Here is a 23,360-nt window from a genome sequence, read left to right on the forward strand (position 1 = left end):
CGCCCGCCACGGGAGTGACGAGCGTACTGATAGCTAGCTTGTTTGCGAAATCGTTATCGCAACAGGCTTATTCGCAACCCGAGGTTACCGAACTAATCACCGGCTTGGTCGTCGCGGTCGCTGCGCGGTAATAAACAAAGCAAGCACTAGTCGCATCACCAGTTTCAGTGACGCTGTTTGGATAAATCAGCAGGTCACCGGTTTCAACGTTACCTTCGTCGGCTGTCGCGACGACGTTATCCCAATCACCGCCTAAATCTAAGGCAGCTACAATACCGGCTTCAGTTGCTGCGGCGTAGGTGGTATCAGCAGTAATCTCGACCGTGGTATTTTCTTCATCAATTTCGACAGGGCGATCATCGGAAATCAGAGCCTTAGCATGTACCATTTGTGATGCCGCCTTGGTACTACCTTCCAGCCCCTTAACCGTCGACGCACGAGCATCGCTAGAGAAGTTCATAAACTGGGGTGCTGCAGTCACCGCCAAAATACCTAAAATGACGATCACGATGATCAGTTCGATTAACGTGAAACCTTGTTGTTTGCGCATGATATTACCTCAAAAAAACGATTACTCGTTATGACTAAAAATACGAATGTTGCCGGTACGCGGGTCGTAAACGAACGCATTACCAACCGATTGATAATCGGTGCCACTGGGCGCCGATGTTAAGTTCTTAATGGTATTCGCCAAATAATACACACAGATGTCGTTAGTACCATTATTTTCTTGAGCGACATAATAGCGATTTTCGCCCAACTGCGCGTAGTTATCGGTCACCGTCGGCGCACCTTGTAAGATAGCCTGCATGACCGTACTACAATCTTGGCTGGTTAGGTTTTCGTCATGTGCAGCGTTATTACCATTGCCACTCACGGGATAACCTACCGAACCATCGACATTGACGCTGACACCGTCAATATCTACTGCTACTCCAGCGCCATTGGCATCGCCTTTGGGGCGTCCGTCCAGTTCCCAGCGCGCACGCACAATTCCTACGGCACTGGCAAAACCGCCGGCAACCCCCTCTAACGCGGAATCCTCGGCATCGGCAGTGACACTGGTAAAACGCGGCAATGCAGACGCCGCTAATAAGCCCAAAATCACCACCACAATGATCAGTTCGATTAAGGTAAAGCCCTGTTGCCGATACTTACTCACTGTTTTCGATCCTTCTTCCAAAAAGCCGATGATAATCATCAACAAACCGCAATTATAACGTTAGCTTAACAGGTTAAACAACATTATCCACTAATTCAGCCGTATTACCTGCCCACTGCGCGCTTTGTAGATAAACAAACGCTTTTGTCCCAAGCGATATTCGCAGACGCCATCACTGAGGCTGGCGCTGATGGCTAAATTGTCGTCGGCGTTAGCCAACTGCTGCCAAAGCACAGCGCAACCGACATTAGCGTCGGGATAACCAAAGCGGTTCACCTGCACTGACAATTGCTCACCCGCAGCGTCAGGGCGAGTTTGAATGACAACGCTATCGGCACGCCCGGTTCGCATCCACTCACTGTGTACCAAGGCCACATTTTGCTGTAGGCGATTGATGCTTAACTCTGCTTCGGTCTTTTCCCAACCCGGCTGCTCATCAGTAAACCAATCACCGAGTAAAATACCCATCAGGATCAACACCAACGTTAATACCAGCAAGCGCTGCAACCAGCGCATATGACGCTGTTCTTCTAGTTCTGTACGCACGCCTAGCCCCCTTGGTAAGCCCGCATCATATCCCACATTGGCGTGAAAATGCCTTGTGCCACAATCAACACCAAGCCAGCCACCACCGCGACCAATATCGGCTCAATACGTGCGGTTAACGTTTTCAGGTCGTAATCGACTTCGCGCTCATAATAATCCGCGACTTCTTCTAACAGGTCATCGACCCGACCGGTTTCTTCACCGACGGCGATCATTTGTAGCACCAGTGCGGTAAAAAGTGCGCTTTGTCGACTCACGCGGGTCAGGCTTTCACCGCGTTCGATACCCCGCCGCATGTCTAACACACGCTTTTCCATCCAAGCATTATCGACTGCTTCAGCAACCAATGATAACGCCTGTGTCAGCGGTACACCGGCCGACAACATGACCGAAAAACTGCGCGCAAATCGCGCCATCATGGAGCGCGAAATAATACTACCGACAATCGGTATACGCAGTTTAAGGTAATCCCATTGCACCCGTCCTTGACCGTCCGCAATATATCTTCGGATACCCACCACAATGGCGAACAAAGCCAGCAGGATCAGCGCCCAATAGTTCTCAAAGAAGGTTGACGTTTCAATAAGAATACGAGTCGATAGCGGCAATTCGACATTAAACCGCTGAAACATATTGGCGAAAGTCGGAATAACGAACAGATTTAATAAAAAGATAGCAATGGTCAAGGCGATCAAAACAAAGCTCGGATAGCGACTCGCGGCTTTAATGCGCTTGCGTGTATCTTGCTCTTGCTCTAGGTACGTCGCCAATTGCAAAAATGACTCTTCTAGCTGACCAGTGTTCTCGCCAACATGCACAATAGCCACCATCAAACGCGGAAAAACCCGCTTATGCGCTCCCATCGCGGAAGATAAGCTACGCCCGCGCTCGAGCTGTTCAACAATATCGCGTAACACCACCCGTAAACGCTTGTTTTGGCTATTTTCCGCCAAACCGTCGATGGCTTTAAGCAAAGGAATGCCAGCTTTGGTCAAAGAGTACATTTGCCGGGTAAAAATGATCAATTTCTCAAGCTTTACCCGTCGTGCAAAAAAGTTAGGCAGCGCTAATCCCTTTGTCTCGCTGACCGGCTCTAACGTCAATGGCATGATCCCGCGCCGCAACAGACTATCAGCGGCGCTGCGTTCGTCAGTCGCCTCCATGGTTCCCTGTTGCAATTTTCCCTGCGCGTCGCGAGCGCTGTAACGGAACTGAGCCAACTTAGTCGTCCTCTAGCACGCGCTGCGGTACCGATGGCAAGTCACTTTCTTCAACGCTTTCGGCTAAATAGAGTACCTCTGAAACGCTGGTGACACCGGTCATAGCATAGGTCAGTGCGGCTTGCGCTAAACTTCGATAATGTCGATTGCGCCGCGCGGCGATAGTGAAACCATGAGCGTCGTTATTACGCAAACAATCCATCATCGCTTCATCTAATTCGAGTAATTCAAATACCCCGACCCGGCCACGAAAACCGGTATGATTACAACGCGCACAACCACGGCCGTGATAAAAACTGGCGTCGGCGGTACCGGGGTCAAGGTGGTGCAGCCACTGACGTTCTGCGTCGTCGGGTTGGTACGCTTCTTTACAACTGTCACAAACCCGTCGAATCAAGCGCTGCGCTAATACACCGCGTAATGCCGAGGCAACCAAATACGGCGCCGCGCCCATGTCGATGAGGCGCATGGCACTGGTAATCGCATCGTTGGTATGCAGTGTCGATAACACTAAGTGTCCGGTAATAGCGCCACGCAAACCGATCTCGACGGTTTCGTGGTCACGCATCTCGCCCACCATTAAAATATCCGGGTCTTGCCGCAAGGTTGAACGTAATACGCGTGCGAAGTCCAAGCCTATGCGGGCGTTAACTTGTACTTGCGAAATGCGCGGCAAACGGTATTCGACCGGGTCTTCCACGGTAATAATTTTGTTCTCCGCTTTGTTCAGCTCGCTCAAAATACCGTATAAGGTGGTGGTTTTACCGGAGCCAGTCGGACCGGTCACCACCAGCATGCCATGCGGCCGATGAATCAAGCGCCGCACGCGTTTGACTAAATCGGCCGGCATACCGGTTTGATCCAGCGTCAATAAGCCCGCCGACTGATCCAAGAGCCGCATCACACAAGCTTCGCCGTGCTGCACCGGCATGGTCGATAAACGAACATCGACATGATGGCCGCGTACTTTCATGGCAAAACGACCATCTTGCGGTAGGCGCTTTTCGGAAATATCCAAGCCCGCCATCAGCTTCAAGCGCAGCACCAAGGCCGCGGCAATATTATTTTCGTCCAGCACATTCTCTTGCAGCACACCATCGACGCGGGTACGGATGCGCAGCAAACGGTCGTCGGGTTCGATGTGAATATCCGAGGCTCGTACTTGAATGGCGTCTTCGAAAATCGATTTTAACAGCTTGGCAACGGTCGCCTCGCTGCTGCCGTCTTCTAAGGTTAACGCCCCCAGTTCAAATTCGCTGACGTCGTCATATTCTTCTTGTAGTTGGCTAGCGAATTGTTCGATATCGCGTGTACGTCGATAGATGCGGTCGAAGGCTTCCAGCAACTCGGCCTCGTGTACCACAGCCAATTCAACGGTACGCGGCGCTAATAATGGCGTCAGCGCGTCCAACGCCGCTAAGTCGGCCGGATCGCTCATCCCCAGCAGCACGCTGTCATCGTTGACGTCAATCACTAAGGCGCGGTGCCGACGCGCTTGCACTTCCGGCAGCAGTTTCGCTGCTTCGGCGGGAATACGGCGGTCTTGTAAACTAACCAGCGGAATCGATAGCTGTTGCGACAAAAAGTTAAGCAACTGCGATTCGCTGATCATACCGAGCTCAATCAGCGTGGCACCGAGCTTACGGCCGGTCGACTTTTGCGCCGCAAGCGCCTCGCCCAGCTGTGCTTCACTAATGATGTGCTCGTGCACCAGTAAATCGCCCAAGCGCATTTTTAAGCGTGGTCTATTCACCCTGCTCCTCCAACTGTTGCACCCGCTGCTGCATAAACTGCTGTAACGACTGGCTTAACTCGCGAGCGGCTAAACCGCGCTGATAATAACTCAGGGCACTGTCAGGTTGTTCTAAATATTCGCTGGCAACCCCGGCTCCCAACAACCAGCGTGCGTCATCCGGTTGCCATTGGTGTAAACGTTGGTAGTCCTGCAGCGCTTGTTGATACTGACCTAGCTGCTGCGCCAGCGTTGCCCGTAAAATAAACACATCTGGCATTTGTGCTACCGCTACCGACACCTGCTGCAAGCTAGCCAGCGCCGCATTGTCGTCGCTCAGCGCACGCTGAATACGCGCTTGTAATAAACGCCAGTCAGGTTGCTGTGGCAGCAGCGCTACCCCCCGCGCCAGCACTTGCAGCGCTTCACCACCGTTGCCGCGTCCGTACCAGAGTGCCGCTAGCCGCGACCGCGCTTGAATATGCTCAGGGTTGAGTGCCAGTGCATCTTTGAATAATTGTTCGGCACTATCGGGACGCTCTTTTTGTAAGCTATCGAGCGCCGCTTGGTATTTCTTTTCGGCCAACTCATTTGGGCTCAACTGAACCTGCTCGACCGACATCTGCTCGGACTTAGGTGATTCGGTCGACTGACTCACTTGAGGGGATTGCTCAGCAGCTACCGTAGGCGTCGTCGTTTTCTCGATGATTGGCGGTTGCTCGGCCTCAGATCGAACTTCCAGGGTATTGAGTTCAGCGCTAGTCGACGTCGGCTCAGTCTGCAGCTGGCGGTCATCATCGACAACTTCCGCCGGCACAGTCGGCGAATTCTGGGGGCTGACGGCTGGTGTCACACTATAAAGTGCTGTCGCGGTTGCTGCTGTGCCGTCATTCACAGCAGCAGTCGGCTCCAGCTCAGGCGAGGCAGGCTGCGCGCTATTAACTTGCGGCTGCAGTACCGGCTTATCGCTGTTTAACTGCCAAGCAAAAGCGACGATGACGGCCAACAACAGTGCCACCATGATGATCACCAGCCACCATAAACCGATACCGCTCGAGGGCATTTGCGCAGCGGCCGTTGCCGCCGGTTGCTGGCCTGGCTGCTGTTGGCGCTTGTCTAAATCACGCAGCATTTTATTGATCACACTCATGCCAAATGGCTCCAGTAAACGTAGCCAAATGCGGCTATCAAAGAAAATGATAGCAGGCTAATCAGCACCGTCGAACGCGAACGTCGTTGCCAGCTAGCGTCATCGGTGTCTAATACCGCCAGTCTCAGATCTTCATGACCTAAACGATAACGACCAGCGCCATAACCTAACATCAACATTTTATGGCACAGCACATTAATTAATCGCGGAATACCACGGCTGGCACGGTGTAACTGCGTCACCAATGTTGCCGAAAATAACGCTGGCCCACGATAGCCAGCAACTTGTAAGCGATGTGAAATGTAACCTGCCGTCTCCTGCAAGTTGAGCGCCGTTAGCTGATAGGAAAAGCTCATGCGTTGCCGCAACTGCCTTAACGACGGTGAGGCTAAACGTTGATCCAATTCCGGTTGCCCTAATAAAATCACATGCAACAACTTGCGGCGCTCGGTTTCCAAATTTGATAACAGCCGTAACGCTTCCAAACTATCGTCCGGTAACGCTTGCGCCTCATCCAAAATAATCACCACCGGATGGCCTTCGCCACTGAGCGTCAGCAAGCGCTGTTGCAAAGCTTGAGCTAGTTGTTGCTGGTTATCAGTGTCTGGCAACTGAACTCCTAACTCGTGCGCAATCGCCTGCCGCAACTCGACAGGTGACAGATAAGGATTAGGAATGTATGCAGTGGTGTAGTGCTGCGGAATTTCATTCAGCAATTGACGGCACAAGAGGGTTTTACCGGTACCCACTTCACCCACCACCTTAATAAACCCCTCGCCGCTATTCAGCGCCGTTAATAGCACTTCTAGCGCGTCCCGATGACCCGCTAGATCGCAGTAAAAGCTGGTATTTGGCGTTAACGTGAACGGTAGTTCATGCAACCCATAATGTGCTAAATACATTAATTATCTGGATACCAACGCTTCAGAATATCGCTCGAGCGCTCGATTTGTTGGCGCCAAGTGTCGGCACCAACCACTACCGGGCGCAGCAAAATGATGAGCTCTTTCTTTTGTTCAATTTGCTGACGATTGGTAAACAATTCACCAATCCCCGGAATGTCACCCAACAATGGCACTTTCGATTTGCGCTCGGTCACATTGTTTTGCATTAAGCCGCCAATCACCACCACTTCACCATTACGGGCTCGAATAATGGTGTCTGACTCGCGAATGTTACTTTGTGCCAGCGGTAACACGAACTCATCGTTGTTCAAGCGCACCACTTTTTCTTGCTCGGTGGTTTCGACCACCGTCGGATGCACGTGCAATACCACATCACCGTTGTCACTGATTTGCGGCGTGACATCTAACGCAATCCCCGAAAAGAACGGCGTCAGTTCGATATTCGGAGAGGTCGTAGTGGCGGTGCCAGTCACGGTAGTGGTTGAGACATCGGTAACAAAGTACTCATCGTCACCGATTTTAATCACCGCTTTTTGGTTATTGGCAGCACTCACGCGCGGATTAGACAGCACCTGCACGTTACCCTGAGTTTGTAGCAGGTTGATCACGCCAGCAAAATTCTGATCTTGGAAGGTGATGCCAAACACGCCACCAATGGCCGACGAGATGCTGTTACCGGTGGTATCACCGGTGAACGATACGGTGGTGTTATTACGAATCGCTTGCGCCCAATTGATCCCCTGTTGGTACTCGTCATTAAGCGTAACTTCGATCACCCGCGTTTCTAAAATCACTTGCCGCTGCAAACGCCGCTCGGCAGTACTTAAAAACTCGCGTACAGCACGTAATTGTTCGGGGTAGGCGGTTACCGATATTAGGCCCGCTTGCGGCGATACCACGACGCGGCTACCAGAGCCAGAACCGACAATTCCTTCGAGGGTTTCCTGCAATTGTTGCCAAAGATTGGTTTCTGACTGGCTGGCGATGCTAGAGCCGTTGCCCTGTAAGCTATTACCTACTTGGTTGGACTGTGAACCATTGTCACCGCCCAGCATGGGATTAGAGAAATTGTTGTTATTGCGGTTTTGGCTGACCGAACTGTTATTATTACGGTTGTTACCGTAGCCATTGCGTTCTTCGTCACGTACCCCGCCAGCCGACACTTGCATTTGTGAAATGCCCAAGCGCTGTAAGGCTAAATAATCTAAGGTCATGGTTTCGGTACGCATACCGGCTGGGAATATGCGCACCATGCGACCGTTACGCCGGATTTCATAGCCGTAAATGTCAGCCACCACGGCCAAGGTTTCGTCCAGTGTCACGTCTTTTAGGCTCAACGAAATACTACCGTCGACTTTAGGGTGCACAGCGATGTTGTAATCGGTATCGGCCACCAAGCTGTTAAAGAAAGCGTTCGCACTGACGTCTTTCGCCTGCACGTTAAAACGTGGTTCCGCTAACATCACTGCCGCATCTTTTGACAAACCGCCGGCATCCAACTGTAGCTGCGATTGCACCGAATTGGGCAAAACCGGTTTCTGTTGCGCGTTAGTTTGTGCAGTGGCGGCTGCTTCATTAAGCATCCGCTGCGCTTCTTTAGGCTGTCGCTCGGGTACTTGCGTACACGCTACTAGCGCCAGCACCGGCCATAAAGCCAACCGTTTCATCATCATTCCTCGTTACCCTTAACGCTGTTTTTTACGCTCGAATACACACTCAGTTCTATGCGCTCACCAGCACGGCTTAAACTGACTTGTTGCGTATTAATAGCAACCACAGTGTAGCCTTGAATGGTATCACCGGGGCGGACTAACTGTCCTGAAATCACCGCACTGGGCCGCGACCCAGATTTGATAATCTGTACTTCTAATGGTTGCTCAGCTGCCGTACTAGCGGGCAAATCGAGCGGCCGAGTCGGATCGTGCTCTTGCGCCGCTAACGGCGTCGCGATCAGGCTCGCGGCGATGCTCAACAGTAGTGCAAGTCGTTTAAACACCGACAAACTCCTTATCCGTACTCACGGTATAAAGTTCGATGACGGCTTCTCCTTGCGGATAATCAAGGACTTTATAATTGATGGAGCGCCAGTGAGTCGACCACGGCAGTGCTTCGACTTGCCGTAAAAAGTCTCGCACTTGAAAGTAATCGCCGCGCACCGTCAACTGTAAGCCATGTTGATACAATACACTATCGTCACCGGCTTGAATCTGCACCTGCGCAGGCATAGCGTTCACTCGATTAATGCTTAACGGCGCGGCGGCATCCAGCACTGCGCCTAGCAACAAGCGGCGTTGGCTAGCTGGCACCATGCCAGGTTGTTGCTGCAAGCGCTGCTCAATGCTTTGCAACTGCTGCTGTAACTGCTGTCGTTGTGCTTGTAAGGCTTCATTAGGATCTTTTTGCAGCGCCTGCTGCAGCGCTGCCGTGGTTTGCTGCTGCTCGAGTAATTGCTGCTGCAACAGCGCCCGTTGTTGCTGTTGTTGTTGCTGCTGTTGCCACAGCGGTATGCTGCCACGACTGAACAGCGGTACAGCGATTAGCAATAACGCCACTAAGCTATATAACAGCCGTTGACGACGGTCTAACTGTTGGAAACGTGCTTGATACTGAGCAAAGCGCTGACGTAAATCGGTTGCCATTAGGGTGCCTCCGACGTCGGTTGCGATAGCTGCGTTTGCAACGTGAATTGCAGCACGCCTTGCTGATTTTGGTCGAGCGACACCACATCAAAACGACGTTGTTGTAAACTCGGCGCTTGCGCAAAACTATCGAGCCAGCGCGGTAAGCTGGCGGCTTGCTGGGCACGCCCAATGAGTATCAACTGATCAGCGCTGACTTGAATATCGGTCAGCCATAGCGGCTGCCGCGGTAAGTTGGCCAAATCGGTCAGCAGTTGCGCCAAGGCTAATTGCTGTTGCTGTGGCAATTGCTGTACTTGCGTTAATAGCTGTTGTTTATGTTGCAAACGCGTTTGTAAATCAGCAACTGCCGCCAATAATTCGGCGTCACCGGTGTGTTGTGCCAACTGCTGTTGCAGCTCGGCCTGTTGTTGCGTCTGTCGCTTTAATTGCTGCTGTAATTCGGTGACCTGAGCTTGCGTATGCGCCAGCCACTGCGACAACGCGGTATTAATCACGATGCCTAACAGTAAAATTGCAGCAGCCGCGAGCAGCACTCGGGTGAGCGTTAAACGCTGCACTACCGGTTTCAAATCTGCTTGATAGAGGTTGACCCATAGCTTCATGCTTCAACCCTCAGCATTTCACGTAGTTGGCGCATGCCGCCTAAACCAGCGACGTCGCTATAATCACCCGCCGCTAACTCATCAACACTGGCCGGATAAGACCAATAGCGGGTCGCTACACCGATCAATTGATGCAACTTATCCACCAATAGTGCTTGTTGGGGACAACTCACCATCACCAAAATTTGCTGTACCGGCGCCAGCTTAAGTTGGCTCTCAACGTAATCCATCGATCGCTGCAATTCGATGCTGAGCGCGTCCAACGCACCCAATTCGATTTCTTCGGCACTTAAACGCTGACAGTCAACCGGTGCTCGCAACTGGCGCGAGAAGGTTAACTTGCCTTGATAAATGATCTGACATAACAGTTGCTGCGGGGCGCTGTGCGTAAACAGCAATAAGGGTTGTTCTTGGTCTAAAAACAGTGCAGCCACTGCGTGCTCAAAGATACCGACACTGTGCAGTAACATATCGGCATCGGCAACCGCAGCGATAACGCTCATGAGTAACTGCCGATCGGCCACCACCGCGACCACTTTGTTACTACTAAGCGGTTGATAAGGCAGCTCGTAATAATCAACGACCATCTGCTGAGGCGCTAACGAGACCAAGTCACGCAGCGACCAACGTAAGCTAGCGGCCAACTCGTCAGCAGCAACATTAGGCCGGTCGATGGCGACCGCTTGATAATAATCGCTACCCAATACCACGTGTACTTGCGCTTGTTTGAGGGGTAACCGAGCGTAGCGTTGGCGAATACGAGCAAACGCCGCCAACCAGTCATCGCTACCACCTGTGTAGGCTTCACTGTCGTTAACCACGACTTGCACGTTATCCGCCTGACCTTTCTCGATCACTAACGCGACTTCGTGCTGATGCAGCACAAGCGAGACACGATAATTGCTTTTTTGTTTATTTCGCAGAAAAAAAGCCAAGCCGATATTAACCCCAGCAGCAAGTCATTAAAGTTGATTACTTAATCGCTTAAATTGGCGCTTATTTCCGGTTGCCAAAGTAAGCCAAAAGCATAGTTATTGTTAATTTATTGTATGCCATTGTATAGGGCTGATGCTAGTCATATTTCCGCTAAAGATATGATCTAACACAAATAGCAACAGCCCACGACTCGCGACAAGCTATCTTAACGAACGATGGCAAAACCAATGCGCACCTGTAAATCTTGTTTCTGGTCGTACGTTAAAAAACTATCGCCATAACCATGGAATAACTGCAAATAAATATAACCGCCAGCGCGGCTAAAAATTTTCTCGCGAATGGGATACGACAAATCTAATTGCAAGCTACCTTTACCAGCATTACCTAAACGCCCGGTCAAAGATGCCAACACGCCATCTTCATGACCATAACGCACCAGCATATCGACGTAACCCCGATAATCATCGATATCTTCGTTTTCATCACCTTTGGTTAAATAACCGTAGAACTTCGGCGCAAACATCAATTCACGGTCGCCCACGTCCCATGTCCATGCCGGTTGAATATAGTACATATCGATACTGCGTGATTCTTCACCGGCCTGACCGTTAGATTCATGCTCGTAGCCAGTGCGCCAGAAATCGGGTAACCAGCCATCATTAACTTTATCAAACTCGAAAAAAAAGCTCGGTCGATAACTGGAGTCTTCGAAGGGTTTTGAATCAGCGCTCAAATTCCACAACGAGGTTTGTGTATAACCCAAATGAAAGTGCTTCATGACGGGTAATAAATCTGCCACATAACCATCTTCAGAAAACATCCGGTATTTAAAACTGATTTGAAAACGCGCTTTAATATCGTCATCGTCGCCAAATGGGTCCTGGCCGACGATAAAATAAACCGGCTCATTAATCGATAAAGCCGGCTCATTGATACCATCGTCGTCGCCCCACTGCCCTAATCGCAAGCGCTGCTGTAACTCAGCTTCTTCTTCCTGCAACGGTTGTTGATAAGGATTTTCCGGCTGTTGCTGTGTCGCTACCTGTTGCGGCTGTGCAGCCCATAACGGCTGCACACTCGTTGCTAAAAACAGCCCGAGCAGCATCCCTGTGCGCTTTAACATATATTGAGTACTCCTAACGATTAAACTCGAAACCTAGCAATGGCTTGATTTAATTGATTCGCTAACAACTGTAACTGATGTGCAGTCACACTGGTATGTTGTGTGGCTTCTTTATTTTGTTGTGCCATGCCGGCAAAGCCATCCACATGTCGCGCGACTTCGGCGCTGGCTTGGTGTTGCTCCGCCAACACTTGACTGATATCGGCGACCACCGCTAATACGCGCTCGAAGCTGTCACGGATCTCGGTAATGGCGGAACCGGCCTGAGCGGCGTAATCAACGCCTTGCGCAACCGCATCAACGCCCTGCTCGATTTGTTTAACGGTAGCGTGCGTACCCTGCTGAATTTGCCCCACCATGCGCTCAATGTCGTCGGTTGAGCTTGAGGTACGCTGCGCCAACGTACGTACTTCATCGGCCACCACTGAAAAACCTCGCCCTTGCTCTCCGGCACGCGCTGCTTCAATAGCCGCATTCAAGGCCAGTAAGTTAGTTTGATCAGCGATGCCTTTGATCACGCCCACGATGGCATTAATTTCTTGCGATTGTTGACCAAGCTCTCGCACTCGACTCGCCGCCGCACGTACCACCTCATCGATACGCGTAATGCTAGCGACCATTTGTTCCATCACCAGCGAACTTTGCTCGGTATTATCACGCGACTCGGTAGAAATACGCTGCGCCTGTTGAGCGTTATCGGCAACATGTTGAATACTGGCCGATAATTGTTGCACCGATGTGGCAATCGCGTTAGACGCGTTAGATTGCTCGTCGGACGACGCCGATAATTGTTCAGCGGTGGTCGACACGGTATCACCGGCGTTATTCAGTTCACTAGCGGTTTGCCTGATCTCACTTAACATATGTCGCAACTGGGTTTGCATATTGGCCAGTGAACTCAGTAGCACGGCTATTTCGTCACGACCAGTTTCATCAATCGCTTGATCCAGACGTCCCGCCGCCACAGCTTCGGCGATTGCTACCGCTGCCCGTAAGCGATGATTAAGCTGACGCCGCATCACCACGGCGGCAGCAATAGCGATCACAATCACCAACGCACTGCCCAGCCACAGCACCCACGTGGCAGTGCTCAATACCTGCTCGCTACCGCGTTTACTAGCCGCCAAGCGCTGTTCTACGGCGGCGTTAAAATCATCCACGAGCCGATTCAAATCGGCCAACCCGGCAGCGCCCTCATCGCGAGCGATCATCGATGCCACTTGCTCTAAACCATAACTTCCCGGGCCATACATGTCGCGAATATCAATAATCGGATCGACCGCTTGTTCTAACCATATCTGATAGCGCTCGGCAATCGCGTCAAGCCGCTTTTTCTCTTCCGGCATGCCCTGCTGCAACTGAGCTAGCGTATCGCTGAACGCTTGCTTAGCTTCGTTGTAAGGGACTAAAAATGCTTCGTCAGCGGTAAACGCAAAGCCGCGCTGGCCCAACTGAATGCGATTGATATGCGCGCGAATACTCTCGGCCAATGCCACCATACGATAGCTATGTTCGGTACTGGTTGTGGCATTACGTAGGGTCGTCAGGCTATTTAACGCGACCGTTGCTAACGCCAGCACCAAGACGATGACCAGAGCAAAAGCAACGATTAATTTGGTGACCAATCTCATGGCACCCTCCATTAGGGTCGTTGTCTTGCTCTACTATCGGCAATTTTTTGTCATTTTGCAGCTTTATTTAGTTAGCCGGCTTGCTGGTTATCGGGTTAACCTTGCTTACCGCCTTGTACCTGCCAACTCAGCGCCTCGTTAGCCCAATAAGGCGTAATAGGACCCACTGCGGTGGTAATACTGGCGGGCACTTGCCAGGCATTTTTTTGCAAAGTGATATGGCTACTATTACGCGCTATGCCGTAGAAATCGGCCCCAAAATGAGAGGCGAAATCGGCCAGTTTATCGAGCGCATCATGGCTAGCAAAAAATTCGGCATACAATGGCAGCGCCGCTGGCGCCGAATAGCATCCGGCACAACCGCATGGCGCTTCCTTTTTATCACGCGCGTGCGGCGCCGAGTCGGTGCCTAAGAAAAACTTGGGATTACCGGACAATGCCGCCTGTTGCAAACGCAATTGATGCTCACGGCGTTTCAAAATCGGCAAGCAATAATTGTGAGGACGAATGCCGCCGACCAGCAGGTCGTTGCGATTCATTAATAAATGTTGTGGGGTAATAGTGGCCGCCACCCGTGCATGTGCTTGCTCAACAAAGTCGGCGGCTTGTGCGGTGGTGATATGCTCAAGCACTAAACGTAAGCGCGGAAAGGCCTCGCTAATGGGGCGTAAATGGCGCTCAATGAACACCGCTTCGCGGTCGAAAATATCAATCTCGCCATCGGTCACTTCGCCATGCACTAATAAGGGTACATCGTGCTCTTGCATCGCTTCGAATAGCGGGTACATAGCCTCGACCCGACTCACACCGCTATCTGAGTTGGTGGTAGCACCCGACGGATACATCTTGAAACCGAGCATATGCGGATTGTCGGCAACGGCTTTAACTTCATCAACCGTAGTCTGGGGGCTCAAAAATAGCATCATCAACGGTGTGAAGCTCATACTCTTCGGCAATACCGCTAGAATACGTTCCCGATAAGCTAGCGCTTGCTCAACAGTCACTACCGGCGGCACTAAGTTGGGCATGATCACCGCTCGCTCAAATACTGCGGCGGTCGCCGCGACTGTGGTATTTAAAAGCTCACCATCGCGAAGGTGCAAATGCCAATCATCGGGGGTGGGAATGCTAAATTCGCTGCTCATGCGGAGTTCCTGTTTGCTTGCTAAGAGGGTCTTATCGCTATTATACCGAAGCCGTCAAGCACTGCCATCGGTTAACCCAGCGACATCGCTTCTTTCCAATGTTGACGACAGCAAGATAAATAGCGTTCATTGCCACCAATAGCAACTTGTGCACCCGCTTTGACGGCACGACCATTGGCGTCGACGCGCAGCGACATGGTGGCCTTACGGCCACAATGACAGATGGTTTTCATTTCCACCAACTTGTCGGCAATCGCCAGCAGCGTCGCGCTGCCCGGAAAAGCTTTACCAAAGGCGTCGGTACGAATGCCGTAACACATCACCGGTAGCTGCTCGATGTCGACAGTATCGCTCAGTTGCCATACTTGTTGCTCGGTTAAAAACTGTGCTTCGTCTAGTAACACACAATCGATAGTGCGACTGCGTAACTGCTCTTGAATTAGCTGCCGAAGTGGCGTTTGTGGGGTAAAGCTAAGCGCCTCACGCGCTATGCCTAACCGCGAAGCAATGCGTCCGTTGCCAGCACGATCGTCGATGGCTGGTGTTAATAACAGCACTTGCTGGCCGCGTTCTTGGTAGTTATGCGCCACTTGCAGTAAGGAAGTGCTTTTACCGGCATTCATTGCCGAGTAAGTAAAATAGAGCGATGCCATAATCTGTTTATCAGCCTGTGATTGGCAAAAATTACCGGAAAAATCCGAACTAAAGGCGGTGGTTATAGCGATTTTATGGCATGATTACAACGACTGTAACCTGTTGCTGATGAGCAAACGGATAGCAACAATGCGGGTTCGCTTGCATTGCGCCGCTATCGGTTCGGTCGCAGCCCCCTCATTCATTTATTAGGAGTTGCCATGCCTCGTTATACTGCCGAATTCATTAAAGCCATGCCAAAAGCCGACCTGCACCTGCACTTAGACGGCTCATTACGTATCGATAGCTTGATCGATATGGCTAAGCGCGCGCACGTAAAACTGCCCACTTATACCGTTGACGGCCTGTATAGCGAAGTTTTTAAATCTCACTATCAAAATTTAGGCGAGTACTTGAATGGTTTCCAGTATACCTGTGCCGTCTTGCGTGACTTAGAAAACTTAGAGCAAGCCGCCTATGAATTGGCCATCGACAACCAAAACGAAGGGGTTAATTATATTGAAGTGCGTTTTGCCCCGCAGTTGCTGATGAACCCTGCGGCAGGCGTTACCATGGACACCGTATTACAAGTGACCAATGATGGTTTAGCGCGAGCCAAGCGTGAATATAATGCCCAAGCCGACGTCAAAAATGGCGACAAACCACCATTTGACTACGGCATCATTTGTTGCGCCATGCGCATGTTTGGTGCGAAAGGCTTCTCACCATACTACACCCAACTGTTCCAACTCATGCGTGACTTTGAACCGATGCAGGTCATCAAAACCGCAGCGATGGAGTTAGTGCGCGCCAGCGTTCGCTTGCGTGACGAAGAGGGCATGCCGATTGTCGGTTTAGACATTGCCGGGCAAGAAATCGGTTACCCTGCCAGTGACTTTAAAGAAATTTATGAGTATGCCCACCAAAACTTCTTATTAAAAACGGTGCACGCGGGCGAAGCTTATGGTGCGGAGAGTATTTTTGAAGCACTGACACAGTGCTATGCCGACCGTTTAGGTCACGGCTACTCGTTGTTTTCGCCCGATATGATCAGCGACGAGAACATTAAAGACAAACAAACCTACAGCCACAATCTGGCCTCTTACATTGCCGACCGCCGTATTGCGGTCGAGGTTTGTCTAACCAGCAACCTGCAAACCAATCCAGCTATCGGTGATATTAGTAATCATAATTTCAAGCATATGCTGGATAACCGTTTAGCCACGGTGATATGTACCGACAACCGTCTAGTTTCGCGTACCACCGTCAGTAACGAGTACCAACTCGCGTTAGATAATTTTGATGTGCCGGTTAAGCGCCTTAAAGATATGGTGGCCTACGGCTTTAAAAAGAACTTTTTCGCTGGCGATTACGTTGCTAAACGGGCTTATGCGAAGAAAAACATCGAATATTTTGACAAAGTTGCCGCCGCGCACGGTTTGAGCATCGATTAAGCGACACCTCAACAGAGCAAGGATAGTTATGCGAAGTTACGTCATTCCCAGTGTTATTGTCAGCATCATCTGGCTACTACTGATGCTATATCTGATGAGTATTCCCGATGGAATTAGCCACACCATCGAGCAATACTGGCCCAACCTCTATGTCACGGTTGTACCAGTCATCGGTGGCTTGCTCTGTTTGTTAGCGAATCGACCCGATGGCCCGAAACGCTGGACCTTACGCGTAATTGAGTCACTCTTATTACTGTCGCAGTTAGGTTTTTATGCTTGGCTGTCACAGCACGAGGGCGAGCAACAGTTAAGCATGGGCCTGTTTTTAATGGCCGTACCGATACTCGCGCAAGTGTTGTTTACGCTCATCAGTTGGTTACGGCTACCTAGCAAAACCTAAATAGGTTGGCACAATGTTTGCTCCTGACTTCGTTGATCAGTTATTTAGCAACGGCGTTCAGGAGCAACCGTTATGCTTAACTTACCCGCTATTTCTAGCGATGTCAGCGCACAGAGCTTTACCCGTCAATCGGTTAATATTCGCGAGCCGCTTAACCAGGCCGAGTCAAAACCGCAGCAAGAGAGTAGCTTTCAGCAACAAGTTAATCGGCAATTGCTGTTAAATCGCTTGGGCGTCGACGCAGAAAAGCTTGAAGAACTGGAAAAACGCATTGACGAGCTCGAAAACAAAGGTCAGTTGAGCGATAAAGAGCGTGAGCAGCTCGACAATTTGTATGCGGCAAAAGAGCAATTATTTGAGGAAGCCGCTCGCCGCCGTAACGGCGACGAATTGCCGCCCGGCAGCCTGATTGAAACCAGCGCCTAAATACTCAATGGCCAAACCGCGTCGCGGCAAATTGATTGAGTAATTTGTGCAGGCAATAACAAGCAAACATTGCCACCACAATGGCGCCCAACGTACTACTAACCCGATAGAGTCCGCTAAAGACTAAGTCGCTGCTAGGACTCAGGTATTGTCCGAACAAAATACCTAATGTGGTTAACGCGCCAAAGCCGATACCCGCACCGCTGGCTTCGCGAATATGTAGCTTGGAAAAAATCAGCGTACCGAACATGAATAACGGCAAAATGAGTAATAGGTTGTCGTACCAATCATACAACACCAACTGCACTAATAAACCATAGGCAACGCCTAAAATCGTCCCCATCGCGCGCCTTCTGGCGTAGATTAAGGCACCATTCCAGTGCATCGGAAACAACACCAAAATGGTGGTCGCCTGAGCCGACATGGAATCGCGTAAATCCAATATTTGAAAGGCCAGAAATGACAGTGTTGCGACACCGGCGCCAAGCAACGACTCGTGCCGGATGCGATGCTTTTCTTTACCTTGCACGGGCGCTGGCGGTGGCTGCCGTGGTTCAACGTCGGGAATAAACACCGTCAACATATAAGCGATAACGATAGAGAGCAAGGTTGCCACCAAGTTGCTGGCAATCAGCTGATTCACATCGGTATCGGGGTAGCTGGCAAAATGCAGCATGATACTGAGCATTAGCACGCCGTTAGCGCCGAATAAAAATAACGGCCCGCGCGCCATGCAACGAAAGCGATATAAAAATAGGCCAAAGGCAACGATGGTCATAGCGACGGGTTGCCCCCCGAGTAAGCCGCCGATGATGCCCACCTCTAATGCGCACATCACCCCCGCCGCAAGCAACTGCCTTGCCGCATGGCCGTTCATCACCGGTACCAATCCCAATAACAGCATCGGCAGTACGGTAAAAAATACACCGTAACTCCAGCCAAATACCTTAGCGAAGCAAAAACCGACACTGGCACCCACGGTAATGCGTAGGCATTGGCGTAGATCGTTATTGCTCATTGATTGTCGCAGCATCTCGCTCATGGCCTCGTTACCCACTTAATAAATGTAATGTAACCAGCCCATGACATGAATTTGCGCGCTGGCCAATGCCGCTAACAAACCATTGTCGGGCACCAATTGTACGGTGGCTTTTGAGCCCGCCGCTAAGCGCGTTTGCGGTGCTTGCTGTAGGGTAAGGTGGACACGCAAACGCTGGGCGTCACGAACCCAGCGGTTAGACTGTACCGGGTTAGCTAAACTGCCGTTGGCACTCAGTTGGCCAGCACCAACGCCAGCATCGATGCTGCTGACTTCGGCTTCGTAAACCACTCCAGGCTGGCTATCAAATACCAATAATGCACGCTGTCCGGGTTGCACTTGGCGTAAGTTTTTCTCGCGGAAGTCAGCGACGATATCAATGTCGTTCGCTACCAACGCCATCACCGGCGTACCCGCACGGGCATAAGCACCAGGGCGTAACTGCAGATTACTGACCTGACCCGCATGCTCGGCTTTTACCTGCGTATAAGCCAAGTTTAACTGCGCTTGCGCCAAGGCGTTCTGCGCCTGTTGTAAACGTAAATTCTGCTCGTCGTCGCGCTCGCCACGCTGCACCTGTAAACCAGCAACGCTCGCTTGCGCGGCACGCACATCAGCACGCGCCGCCTGCGCTAAACTTTGGGCTTGATCGAGTTGCTGCTGCGAGGCGCTGCCATCGGCGTAGAGTCCATTGATACGCTTGGCTTCGCGTTGCTGTTCATCGGCTTTCACTTGCGCTGCGGCTAACGCCGCTTCGGCGGCTTGCACCTGTGCATCAAGTTGTTGGTTCTGGCGTCGCGCTTGTTGCAACGCCAACTCAGCCTGCTGCACGGCAAGACGATAAGGCTGCGGGTCGAGACGAAATAGCGTATCACCGACTTCGACGTCTTGGTTATTTTGCACCGGCACTTCGCTCACCGGCCCACTGACTTGCGGTGCCACTTGTGTAACCACGCGCGTGACCATTGCCTGCGGGGTAAGTGGAATAGCGCTGTCGGCCAGCAAAAAGTAACCAAATAGCAAGATAAAGCCTGCCATAGCGATGCGAACCCAGCGCGCAAACTGCTGATCGGCGCTCATTTGTCCTCCTCTGGGGATTGTGATTGCTGCTGCGCTAGCAGCCAATAATTGGCGTTATTCGAAATGCTATCTAGAACCCGACGCATAACGGTTACATCGGCGTCGCTGACACCTTCAAGTAATTGCTGACGGATTTTTAGAATGCGTTGCTCTAGTTGCGCGACGAACGCTTTGCCTTGTTCGGTCAAAAATACCAAACGCGCACGTTTATCGGTCTCACAACCGCGCCGTTCAATGAGCTGTTGTTGCTCTAGTTGACCCAAGGTCCGCATGAGCGAAGCCACTTCAATTTCCAACGCTTGCGCTAACTGCTTTTGACTGATGCCGTCGCCCAATCGCGCCAATTTCCACAGCGCGCTCCAGCGCGGATAGGTCAGTCCCAACGGCGTCAGTTCGTGGTCAGCGACGGCTTGCCACAAGCGCGCTACCCGGGCTAAACGCTCGGGTACCGATAACTGCCGTAATATGTGTTCTTGAAAAGACATGCTAACTGTTTCACCTCACTTACTAAGCATGCTAATTAAAATAGCATTGTTAGCAAGCTAAGTAAATAAGCGTGTTCTTTTCCGGAAACAAAAAACCGACCCTAATGGTCGGTTTTGTAAACTCTGGTTAACGGCTAAGATCGTTTAAGTCGGTAAGTAGAAGTCAAACTCATAGCGGTGTTGGCCGTTGTCGATAAAGATTTGCATACTACCGCTCAACCCCGCTAATTCACCATCCGCGGAACCCGGTACCACCTCTAATAAAAGACGATTGCGCTGCTTGTGCAGGGTACCAAAATGCTGCAACACAAATTGTCCCTGACGCCCTAACAGCTGCCCCACCACCTGCTCCATCGCGACGTACCCGGCCGCTTGCTCACTAGCCATACGAACGCTCAGCATTTCACCTACACTGGTGGCGACTAAGTCTCCCTCATACTGTTTGCTGAGCAGTTGCCGGGCAAACTGTTGACCGGCATCTGCGGCGCTCTTTACACTCATGCCTAAATCGACTGGCTCCAGGCTAACTTTAAACTGTCCTGCGGCTTGCATTTAACGCTCCTCGACATACACGACTACAGCGAAGTCTATTACCTGATAACTTGCACCAGTTTTGCGCAGTTGTCGATAGCGGTTAACGCCTAAGCCGAGTCGTTGGACTTTGCTAACAGCGCTTTCAGTTCGATTTCTTGCTTGCCCTTAGCCATCGCCATTAAAAATGCTTTAAACGATAAGCCACTGATCCAACTGGTGACGGTGATAGTGGCAAACGTCGCGATAAACCAGTCCACTAGCCCATAACCGCTATGTACTAAGCGCGGCTGTAGCAGCACCGTGGCAGCAATCACCCACCAGTGACTCAAACAATAAAAGCACTGAAACAAATGACCAACCTGCGGGTGAACACGTCGCATCAGGTTTCGCCATGGCGCAAAGATCTCAGTTTGCGTCATGGTTAATGACACACTAGACGCTGCCAACGCGATGACCACGCAAACGGCGATATTGTTAACAATATCTGCACTAAAGAATTCGTTCATAACAGACCTCGTAGAATCGATGAAATCGTATTCATGAAACTTTAAAAGCATCATGTAACAATAAAAGTATCATTTGTTCGATTAATAATCTAGCCTTTGCTGCATCTTTTGGGCAGCAAGGTCGGTGTTAGGCTGACAACGATTTAGGTGGGATAGCGGCGACTAAACTGCTGAGCAAGATCGCCCAACGAGACACTTTGTAAACGCTTTATCAGTCGTCTTTCCGCATCACTTAAGGCTTCGCCGATAGCGTCGTTAACCACGCGTTCGACCAGACAATCGGGATGGCTATGATCAAAGCCAATGGTGAAGATTTTTTCGGTGCCGACCGCTTGATAGATATCGTACAGTGAGACCTGATTTAAGTCACAAGCGATACGCCAACCACCGCCGTGTCCCTTTTCGGACTGCACATAACCGGCACGGCGCAAACCGCCCATCGTACGGCGGACCACCGCAGCATTGGTACTGAGCATGGTGGCAATTTGTTGCGAGGTTTTCGGTTGCTGGTCGCGCGCCATATGTAATAGCACGTGCAACATACGCGACAAACGACTGTCGGTTCTCACTCAGGTGTCCTTAGGGCGCGTATCAGCGCGTAGATGTATCAATGTAGGTTACGTGAGTGTATAAAACGCTAACGACAACTACAACCATCGGCCAAGCTGGCCCCTTAGAGAGCGTCGTTGGCGCTGGCAATGTCGATTGATTGCGTTAGAATCGGCGTTGGAGCAAGGATTTTAGCTAGGAGCCAACGTATGTCTCGCCTGTTTGTCGTGTTATTTATACTGTTAGCGTTGCCAGTCAATGCTGCAGATAGCCGCAGTATTAACGTCTTCGCCATTCCCTCGGCAGCGCTGGAGCAAGTGGTTGCGGACACCAGTAAACAGTTACAAGCAAACGGTATCAGTAGCTTTTATGCACAGGGTTTACCGGTACACGCCACTCTCTATCTCACCGACTACCCACTGACAGCAATCAATGACATTAAGCAACGTGTCGAGCATATCGCACAGCACCAGCAGCCGTTTGTCTTAACGGCGCACGGTTTTAGCGTCAGCCCGAGTAATTGGGCGTTTATCGACTTAAACACCTCAAACGACTTGCAGCGACTGGCCGATGAAGTGACCGTGGCGCTTGCGCCACTGCGTGACAGCGATAGCGAATTACCTGGCTGGGTAAAGCACTACCCCAACAAAATTGCGGCCTTTGAACGCTATGGTAGTCCCAACGTGTTTCAAAATTACGATCCACACTTGACCTTGCTCGCCAACGAAGCCAGCCCCAAGCTGGCAGAAGTTGCACAGCGTTTACAGCAACAGCCACCGCATGCAGACGGTGAGATCATTGGCATCGGCATCGCCATTAGTGACGCGCAAGGCCAATTAGCAGAGGTGGTCGCGCGCTATTATTTTGCTGAGTATAAATAGCTAGGTAATCAGTTTTTCCACTCACAGTGATAGCGTGATATAGCTGCAAATTAGCGTTTAAAGGCTGTAAACCGTACGCCGAATATCGTCTTTCAATCGGTGATTCAACCCAATCACTTTACTATTGAGCCTTTTGTGAAGTTAATAAAAAAGCCCCGTAGTTGGGGCTTTTGGAAAGCGGTTGCTGTTGCCTTGCTAAGTGTTCAGCGTTAGAACGGAATATCATCATCAAAGTCGCCATCCGGCGAGAATGGCTCGGGCTCGGGCATGTTATTTTGTTGCGCTGGGCGTTGTTGTTGCTGACCACCGAAACCGCCGCCCTGTTGTGGCGCGTTGTTTTGGCTAAAGCCGCCTTGGCTGTTGCTGCTAGCGGCTGGGCGTTGTTGTCCACCGCCTTGGTTATAACCGCCGCCCTGTTGGCCGCCGAAGCCACCTGACTGCCCTTGCGATTGACCACCAGCAAAGCCGCCACCTTGTTGACCGCCACCCATGCGCGAATCGAGCATTTGCATCTCGTTGATGACGATTTCGGTGGTGTAACGTTCAACACCGTCTTGGCCTTGCCATTTGCGTGTTTGC

General features: G+C 51.1%; 26 protein-coding genes and 1 pseudogene. 4 read left to right on the plus strand and 23 right to left on the minus strand.

What is annotated here, in order from left to right; genetic code table 11:
* Positions 1 to 67 precede the first annotated feature (67 nt).
* The 16 genes from A10D4_RS14455 to A10D4_RS03640 all read right to left on the minus strand — a co-directional run bounded on the left by A10D4_RS14455 (position 68) and on the right by A10D4_RS03640 (position 15,447).
* The gene (locus tag A10D4_RS14455; RefSeq protein ID WP_008487792.1) at positions 68 to 550 is read right to left on the minus strand and encodes a prepilin-type N-terminal cleavage/methylation domain-containing protein; all 483 of its coding nucleotides are present in this window, start codon (positions 548 to 550) and stop codon (positions 68 to 70) included.
* Positions 551 to 571: 21 nt separating this feature from the next.
* Positions 572 to 1,162 (minus strand): type II secretion system protein, encoded by a 591-nt coding sequence (locus A10D4_RS03570; protein WP_008487793.1) that lies wholly within the window; start codon positions 1,160 to 1,162, stop codon positions 572 to 574.
* Between the two features lie 90 nt (positions 1,163 to 1,252).
* Entirely contained in the window at positions 1,253 to 1,708 is a 456-nt protein-coding gene (locus A10D4_RS03575; RefSeq protein WP_008487795.1) for a hypothetical protein, read from the minus strand.
* 2 nt (positions 1,709 to 1,710) lie between these two features.
* Positions 1,711 to 2,928 carry a type II secretion system F family protein gene (locus tag A10D4_RS03580; protein ID WP_008487796.1) on the minus strand — a complete coding sequence of 406 codons (1,218 nt, stop codon included), beginning with the start codon at positions 2,926 to 2,928 and terminating at the stop codon, positions 1,711 to 1,713.
* A gap of 1 nt (position 2,929) precedes the next feature.
* On the minus strand, positions 2,930 to 4,660 hold the full coding sequence (locus A10D4_RS03585; RefSeq protein ID WP_272942927.1) for a GspE/PulE family protein: 1,731 nt from the start codon (positions 4,658 to 4,660) through the stop codon (positions 2,930 to 2,932).
* A gap of 13 nt (positions 4,661 to 4,673) precedes the next feature.
* Entirely contained in the window at positions 4,674 to 5,810 is a 1,137-nt protein-coding gene (locus A10D4_RS03590) for a tetratricopeptide repeat protein (RefSeq protein WP_008487798.1), read from the minus strand.
* Complete coding sequence (locus A10D4_RS03595; RefSeq protein ID WP_008487799.1) at positions 5,807 to 6,712, minus strand: ExeA family protein; 906 nt, start codon at positions 6,710 to 6,712, stop codon at positions 5,807 to 5,809. Before A10D4_RS03595 ends, A10D4_RS03590 begins: the two co-directional genes overlap by 4 nt.
* Positions 6,712 to 8,388, minus strand: coding sequence for a pilus (MSHA type) biogenesis protein MshL (mshL, locus tag A10D4_RS03600; protein ID WP_008487800.1), 1,677 nt, complete (start codon positions 8,386 to 8,388; stop codon positions 6,712 to 6,714). The genes A10D4_RS03595 and mshL overlap by 1 nt, the downstream gene beginning before the upstream one ends.
* The gene (locus tag A10D4_RS03605) at positions 8,385 to 8,711 is read right to left on the minus strand and encodes a thioredoxin domain-containing protein (protein WP_008487801.1); all 327 of its coding nucleotides are present in this window, start codon (positions 8,709 to 8,711) and stop codon (positions 8,385 to 8,387) included. The genes mshL and A10D4_RS03605 overlap by 4 nt, the downstream gene beginning before the upstream one ends.
* A complete protein-coding gene (locus tag A10D4_RS03610) occupies positions 8,704 to 9,354 on the minus strand; it encodes a hypothetical protein (RefSeq protein WP_008487802.1) in 651 nt (216 codons plus the stop codon). The genes A10D4_RS03605 and A10D4_RS03610 overlap by 8 nt, the downstream gene beginning before the upstream one ends.
* Positions 9,354 to 9,959: a PilN domain-containing protein gene (locus tag A10D4_RS03615; RefSeq protein ID WP_008487804.1), complete on the minus strand. Its 606-nt coding sequence runs from the start codon at positions 9,957 to 9,959 to the stop codon at positions 9,354 to 9,356. The genes A10D4_RS03610 and A10D4_RS03615 overlap by 1 nt, the downstream gene beginning before the upstream one ends.
* Positions 9,956 to 10,843 (minus strand): type IV pilus biogenesis protein PilM, encoded by an 888-nt coding sequence (locus A10D4_RS03620; protein ID WP_156812073.1) that lies wholly within the window; start codon positions 10,841 to 10,843, stop codon positions 9,956 to 9,958. Before A10D4_RS03620 ends, A10D4_RS03615 begins: the two co-directional genes overlap by 4 nt.
* Before the next feature lie 257 nt (positions 10,844 to 11,100).
* Positions 11,101 to 12,018: a phospholipase A gene (locus A10D4_RS03625; RefSeq protein ID WP_008487806.1), complete on the minus strand. Its 918-nt coding sequence runs from the start codon at positions 12,016 to 12,018 to the stop codon at positions 11,101 to 11,103.
* Between the two features lie 20 nt (positions 12,019 to 12,038).
* Positions 12,039 to 13,649, minus strand: a complete 1,611-nt coding sequence (locus tag A10D4_RS03630) for a methyl-accepting chemotaxis protein (protein WP_008487807.1) — start codon at positions 13,647 to 13,649, stop codon at positions 12,039 to 12,041.
* Between the two features lie 95 nt (positions 13,650 to 13,744).
* A complete protein-coding gene (gene pyrC / locus A10D4_RS03635; RefSeq protein ID WP_008487808.1) occupies positions 13,745 to 14,794 on the minus strand; it encodes a dihydroorotase in 1,050 nt (349 codons plus the stop codon).
* Positions 14,795 to 14,865: 71 nt separating this feature from the next.
* The gene (locus A10D4_RS03640; RefSeq protein ID WP_008487809.1) at positions 14,866 to 15,447 is read right to left on the minus strand and encodes a thymidine kinase; all 582 of its coding nucleotides are present in this window, start codon (positions 15,445 to 15,447) and stop codon (positions 14,866 to 14,868) included.
* A gap of 201 nt (positions 15,448 to 15,648) precedes the next feature.
* Between A10D4_RS03640 and A10D4_RS03645 the strand changes: the two genes are divergently transcribed.
* From A10D4_RS03645 to A10D4_RS03655, 3 genes are all read left to right on the plus strand, one after another.
* On the plus strand, positions 15,649 to 16,881 hold the full coding sequence (locus A10D4_RS03645) for an adenosine deaminase family protein (protein ID WP_008487810.1): 1,233 nt from the start codon (positions 15,649 to 15,651) through the stop codon (positions 16,879 to 16,881).
* Between the two features lie 28 nt (positions 16,882 to 16,909).
* Positions 16,910 to 17,281, plus strand: coding sequence for a hypothetical protein (locus A10D4_RS03650; RefSeq protein ID WP_008487811.1), 372 nt, complete (start codon positions 16,910 to 16,912; stop codon positions 17,279 to 17,281).
* 72 nt (positions 17,282 to 17,353) lie between these two features.
* Positions 17,354 to 17,707, plus strand: a complete 354-nt coding sequence (locus A10D4_RS03655; protein WP_008487814.1) for a hypothetical protein — start codon at positions 17,354 to 17,356, stop codon at positions 17,705 to 17,707.
* Between the two features lie 4 nt (positions 17,708 to 17,711).
* Here A10D4_RS03655 and A10D4_RS03660 read toward each other — a convergent pair whose 3' ends face one another.
* The 6 genes from A10D4_RS03660 to A10D4_RS03685 all read right to left on the minus strand — a co-directional run bounded on the left by A10D4_RS03660 (position 17,712) and on the right by A10D4_RS03685 (position 21,920).
* On the minus strand, positions 17,712 to 18,740 hold the full coding sequence (locus A10D4_RS03660) for a DUF2955 domain-containing protein (RefSeq protein ID WP_040502428.1): 1,029 nt from the start codon (positions 18,738 to 18,740) through the stop codon (positions 17,712 to 17,714).
* Positions 18,741 to 18,764: 24 nt separating this feature from the next.
* Positions 18,765 to 19,826: an HlyD family secretion protein gene (locus A10D4_RS03665; protein ID WP_008487816.1), complete on the minus strand. Its 1,062-nt coding sequence runs from the start codon at positions 19,824 to 19,826 to the stop codon at positions 18,765 to 18,767.
* Positions 19,823 to 20,311: a transcriptional regulator SlyA gene (gene slyA, locus A10D4_RS03670; RefSeq protein ID WP_008487817.1), complete on the minus strand. Its 489-nt coding sequence runs from the start codon at positions 20,309 to 20,311 to the stop codon at positions 19,823 to 19,825. Before slyA ends, A10D4_RS03665 begins: the two co-directional genes overlap by 4 nt.
* Before the next feature lie 144 nt (positions 20,312 to 20,455).
* Positions 20,456 to 20,863, minus strand: a complete 408-nt coding sequence (locus tag A10D4_RS03675) for a DUF3224 domain-containing protein (RefSeq protein WP_008487818.1) — start codon at positions 20,861 to 20,863, stop codon at positions 20,456 to 20,458.
* A gap of 89 nt (positions 20,864 to 20,952) precedes the next feature.
* Positions 20,953 to 21,351 carry a hypothetical protein gene (locus A10D4_RS03680; RefSeq protein WP_008487819.1) on the minus strand — a complete coding sequence of 133 codons (399 nt, stop codon included), beginning with the start codon at positions 21,349 to 21,351 and terminating at the stop codon, positions 20,953 to 20,955.
* A gap of 143 nt (positions 21,352 to 21,494) precedes the next feature.
* Positions 21,495 to 21,920: an Rrf2 family transcriptional regulator gene (locus tag A10D4_RS03685; RefSeq protein WP_008487820.1), complete on the minus strand. Its 426-nt coding sequence runs from the start codon at positions 21,918 to 21,920 to the stop codon at positions 21,495 to 21,497.
* Between the two features lie 189 nt (positions 21,921 to 22,109).
* Between A10D4_RS03685 and A10D4_RS03690 the strand changes: the two genes are divergently transcribed.
* On the plus strand, positions 22,110 to 22,781 hold the full coding sequence (locus A10D4_RS03690; RefSeq protein ID WP_008487821.1) for a 2'-5' RNA ligase family protein: 672 nt from the start codon (positions 22,110 to 22,112) through the stop codon (positions 22,779 to 22,781).
* 209 nt (positions 22,782 to 22,990) lie between these two features.
* Here the strand turns inward: A10D4_RS03690 and A10D4_RS14165 are convergent.
* A pseudogene (locus A10D4_RS14165) lies at positions 22,991 to 23,360 on the minus strand (single-stranded DNA-binding protein); the annotation flags it as partial.

The organism is Idiomarina xiamenensis 10-D-4 (genome assembly GCF_000299895.1).
In the GTDB taxonomy this organism is placed as follows: domain Bacteria; phylum Pseudomonadota; class Gammaproteobacteria; order Enterobacterales; family Alteromonadaceae; genus Idiomarina; species Idiomarina xiamenensis.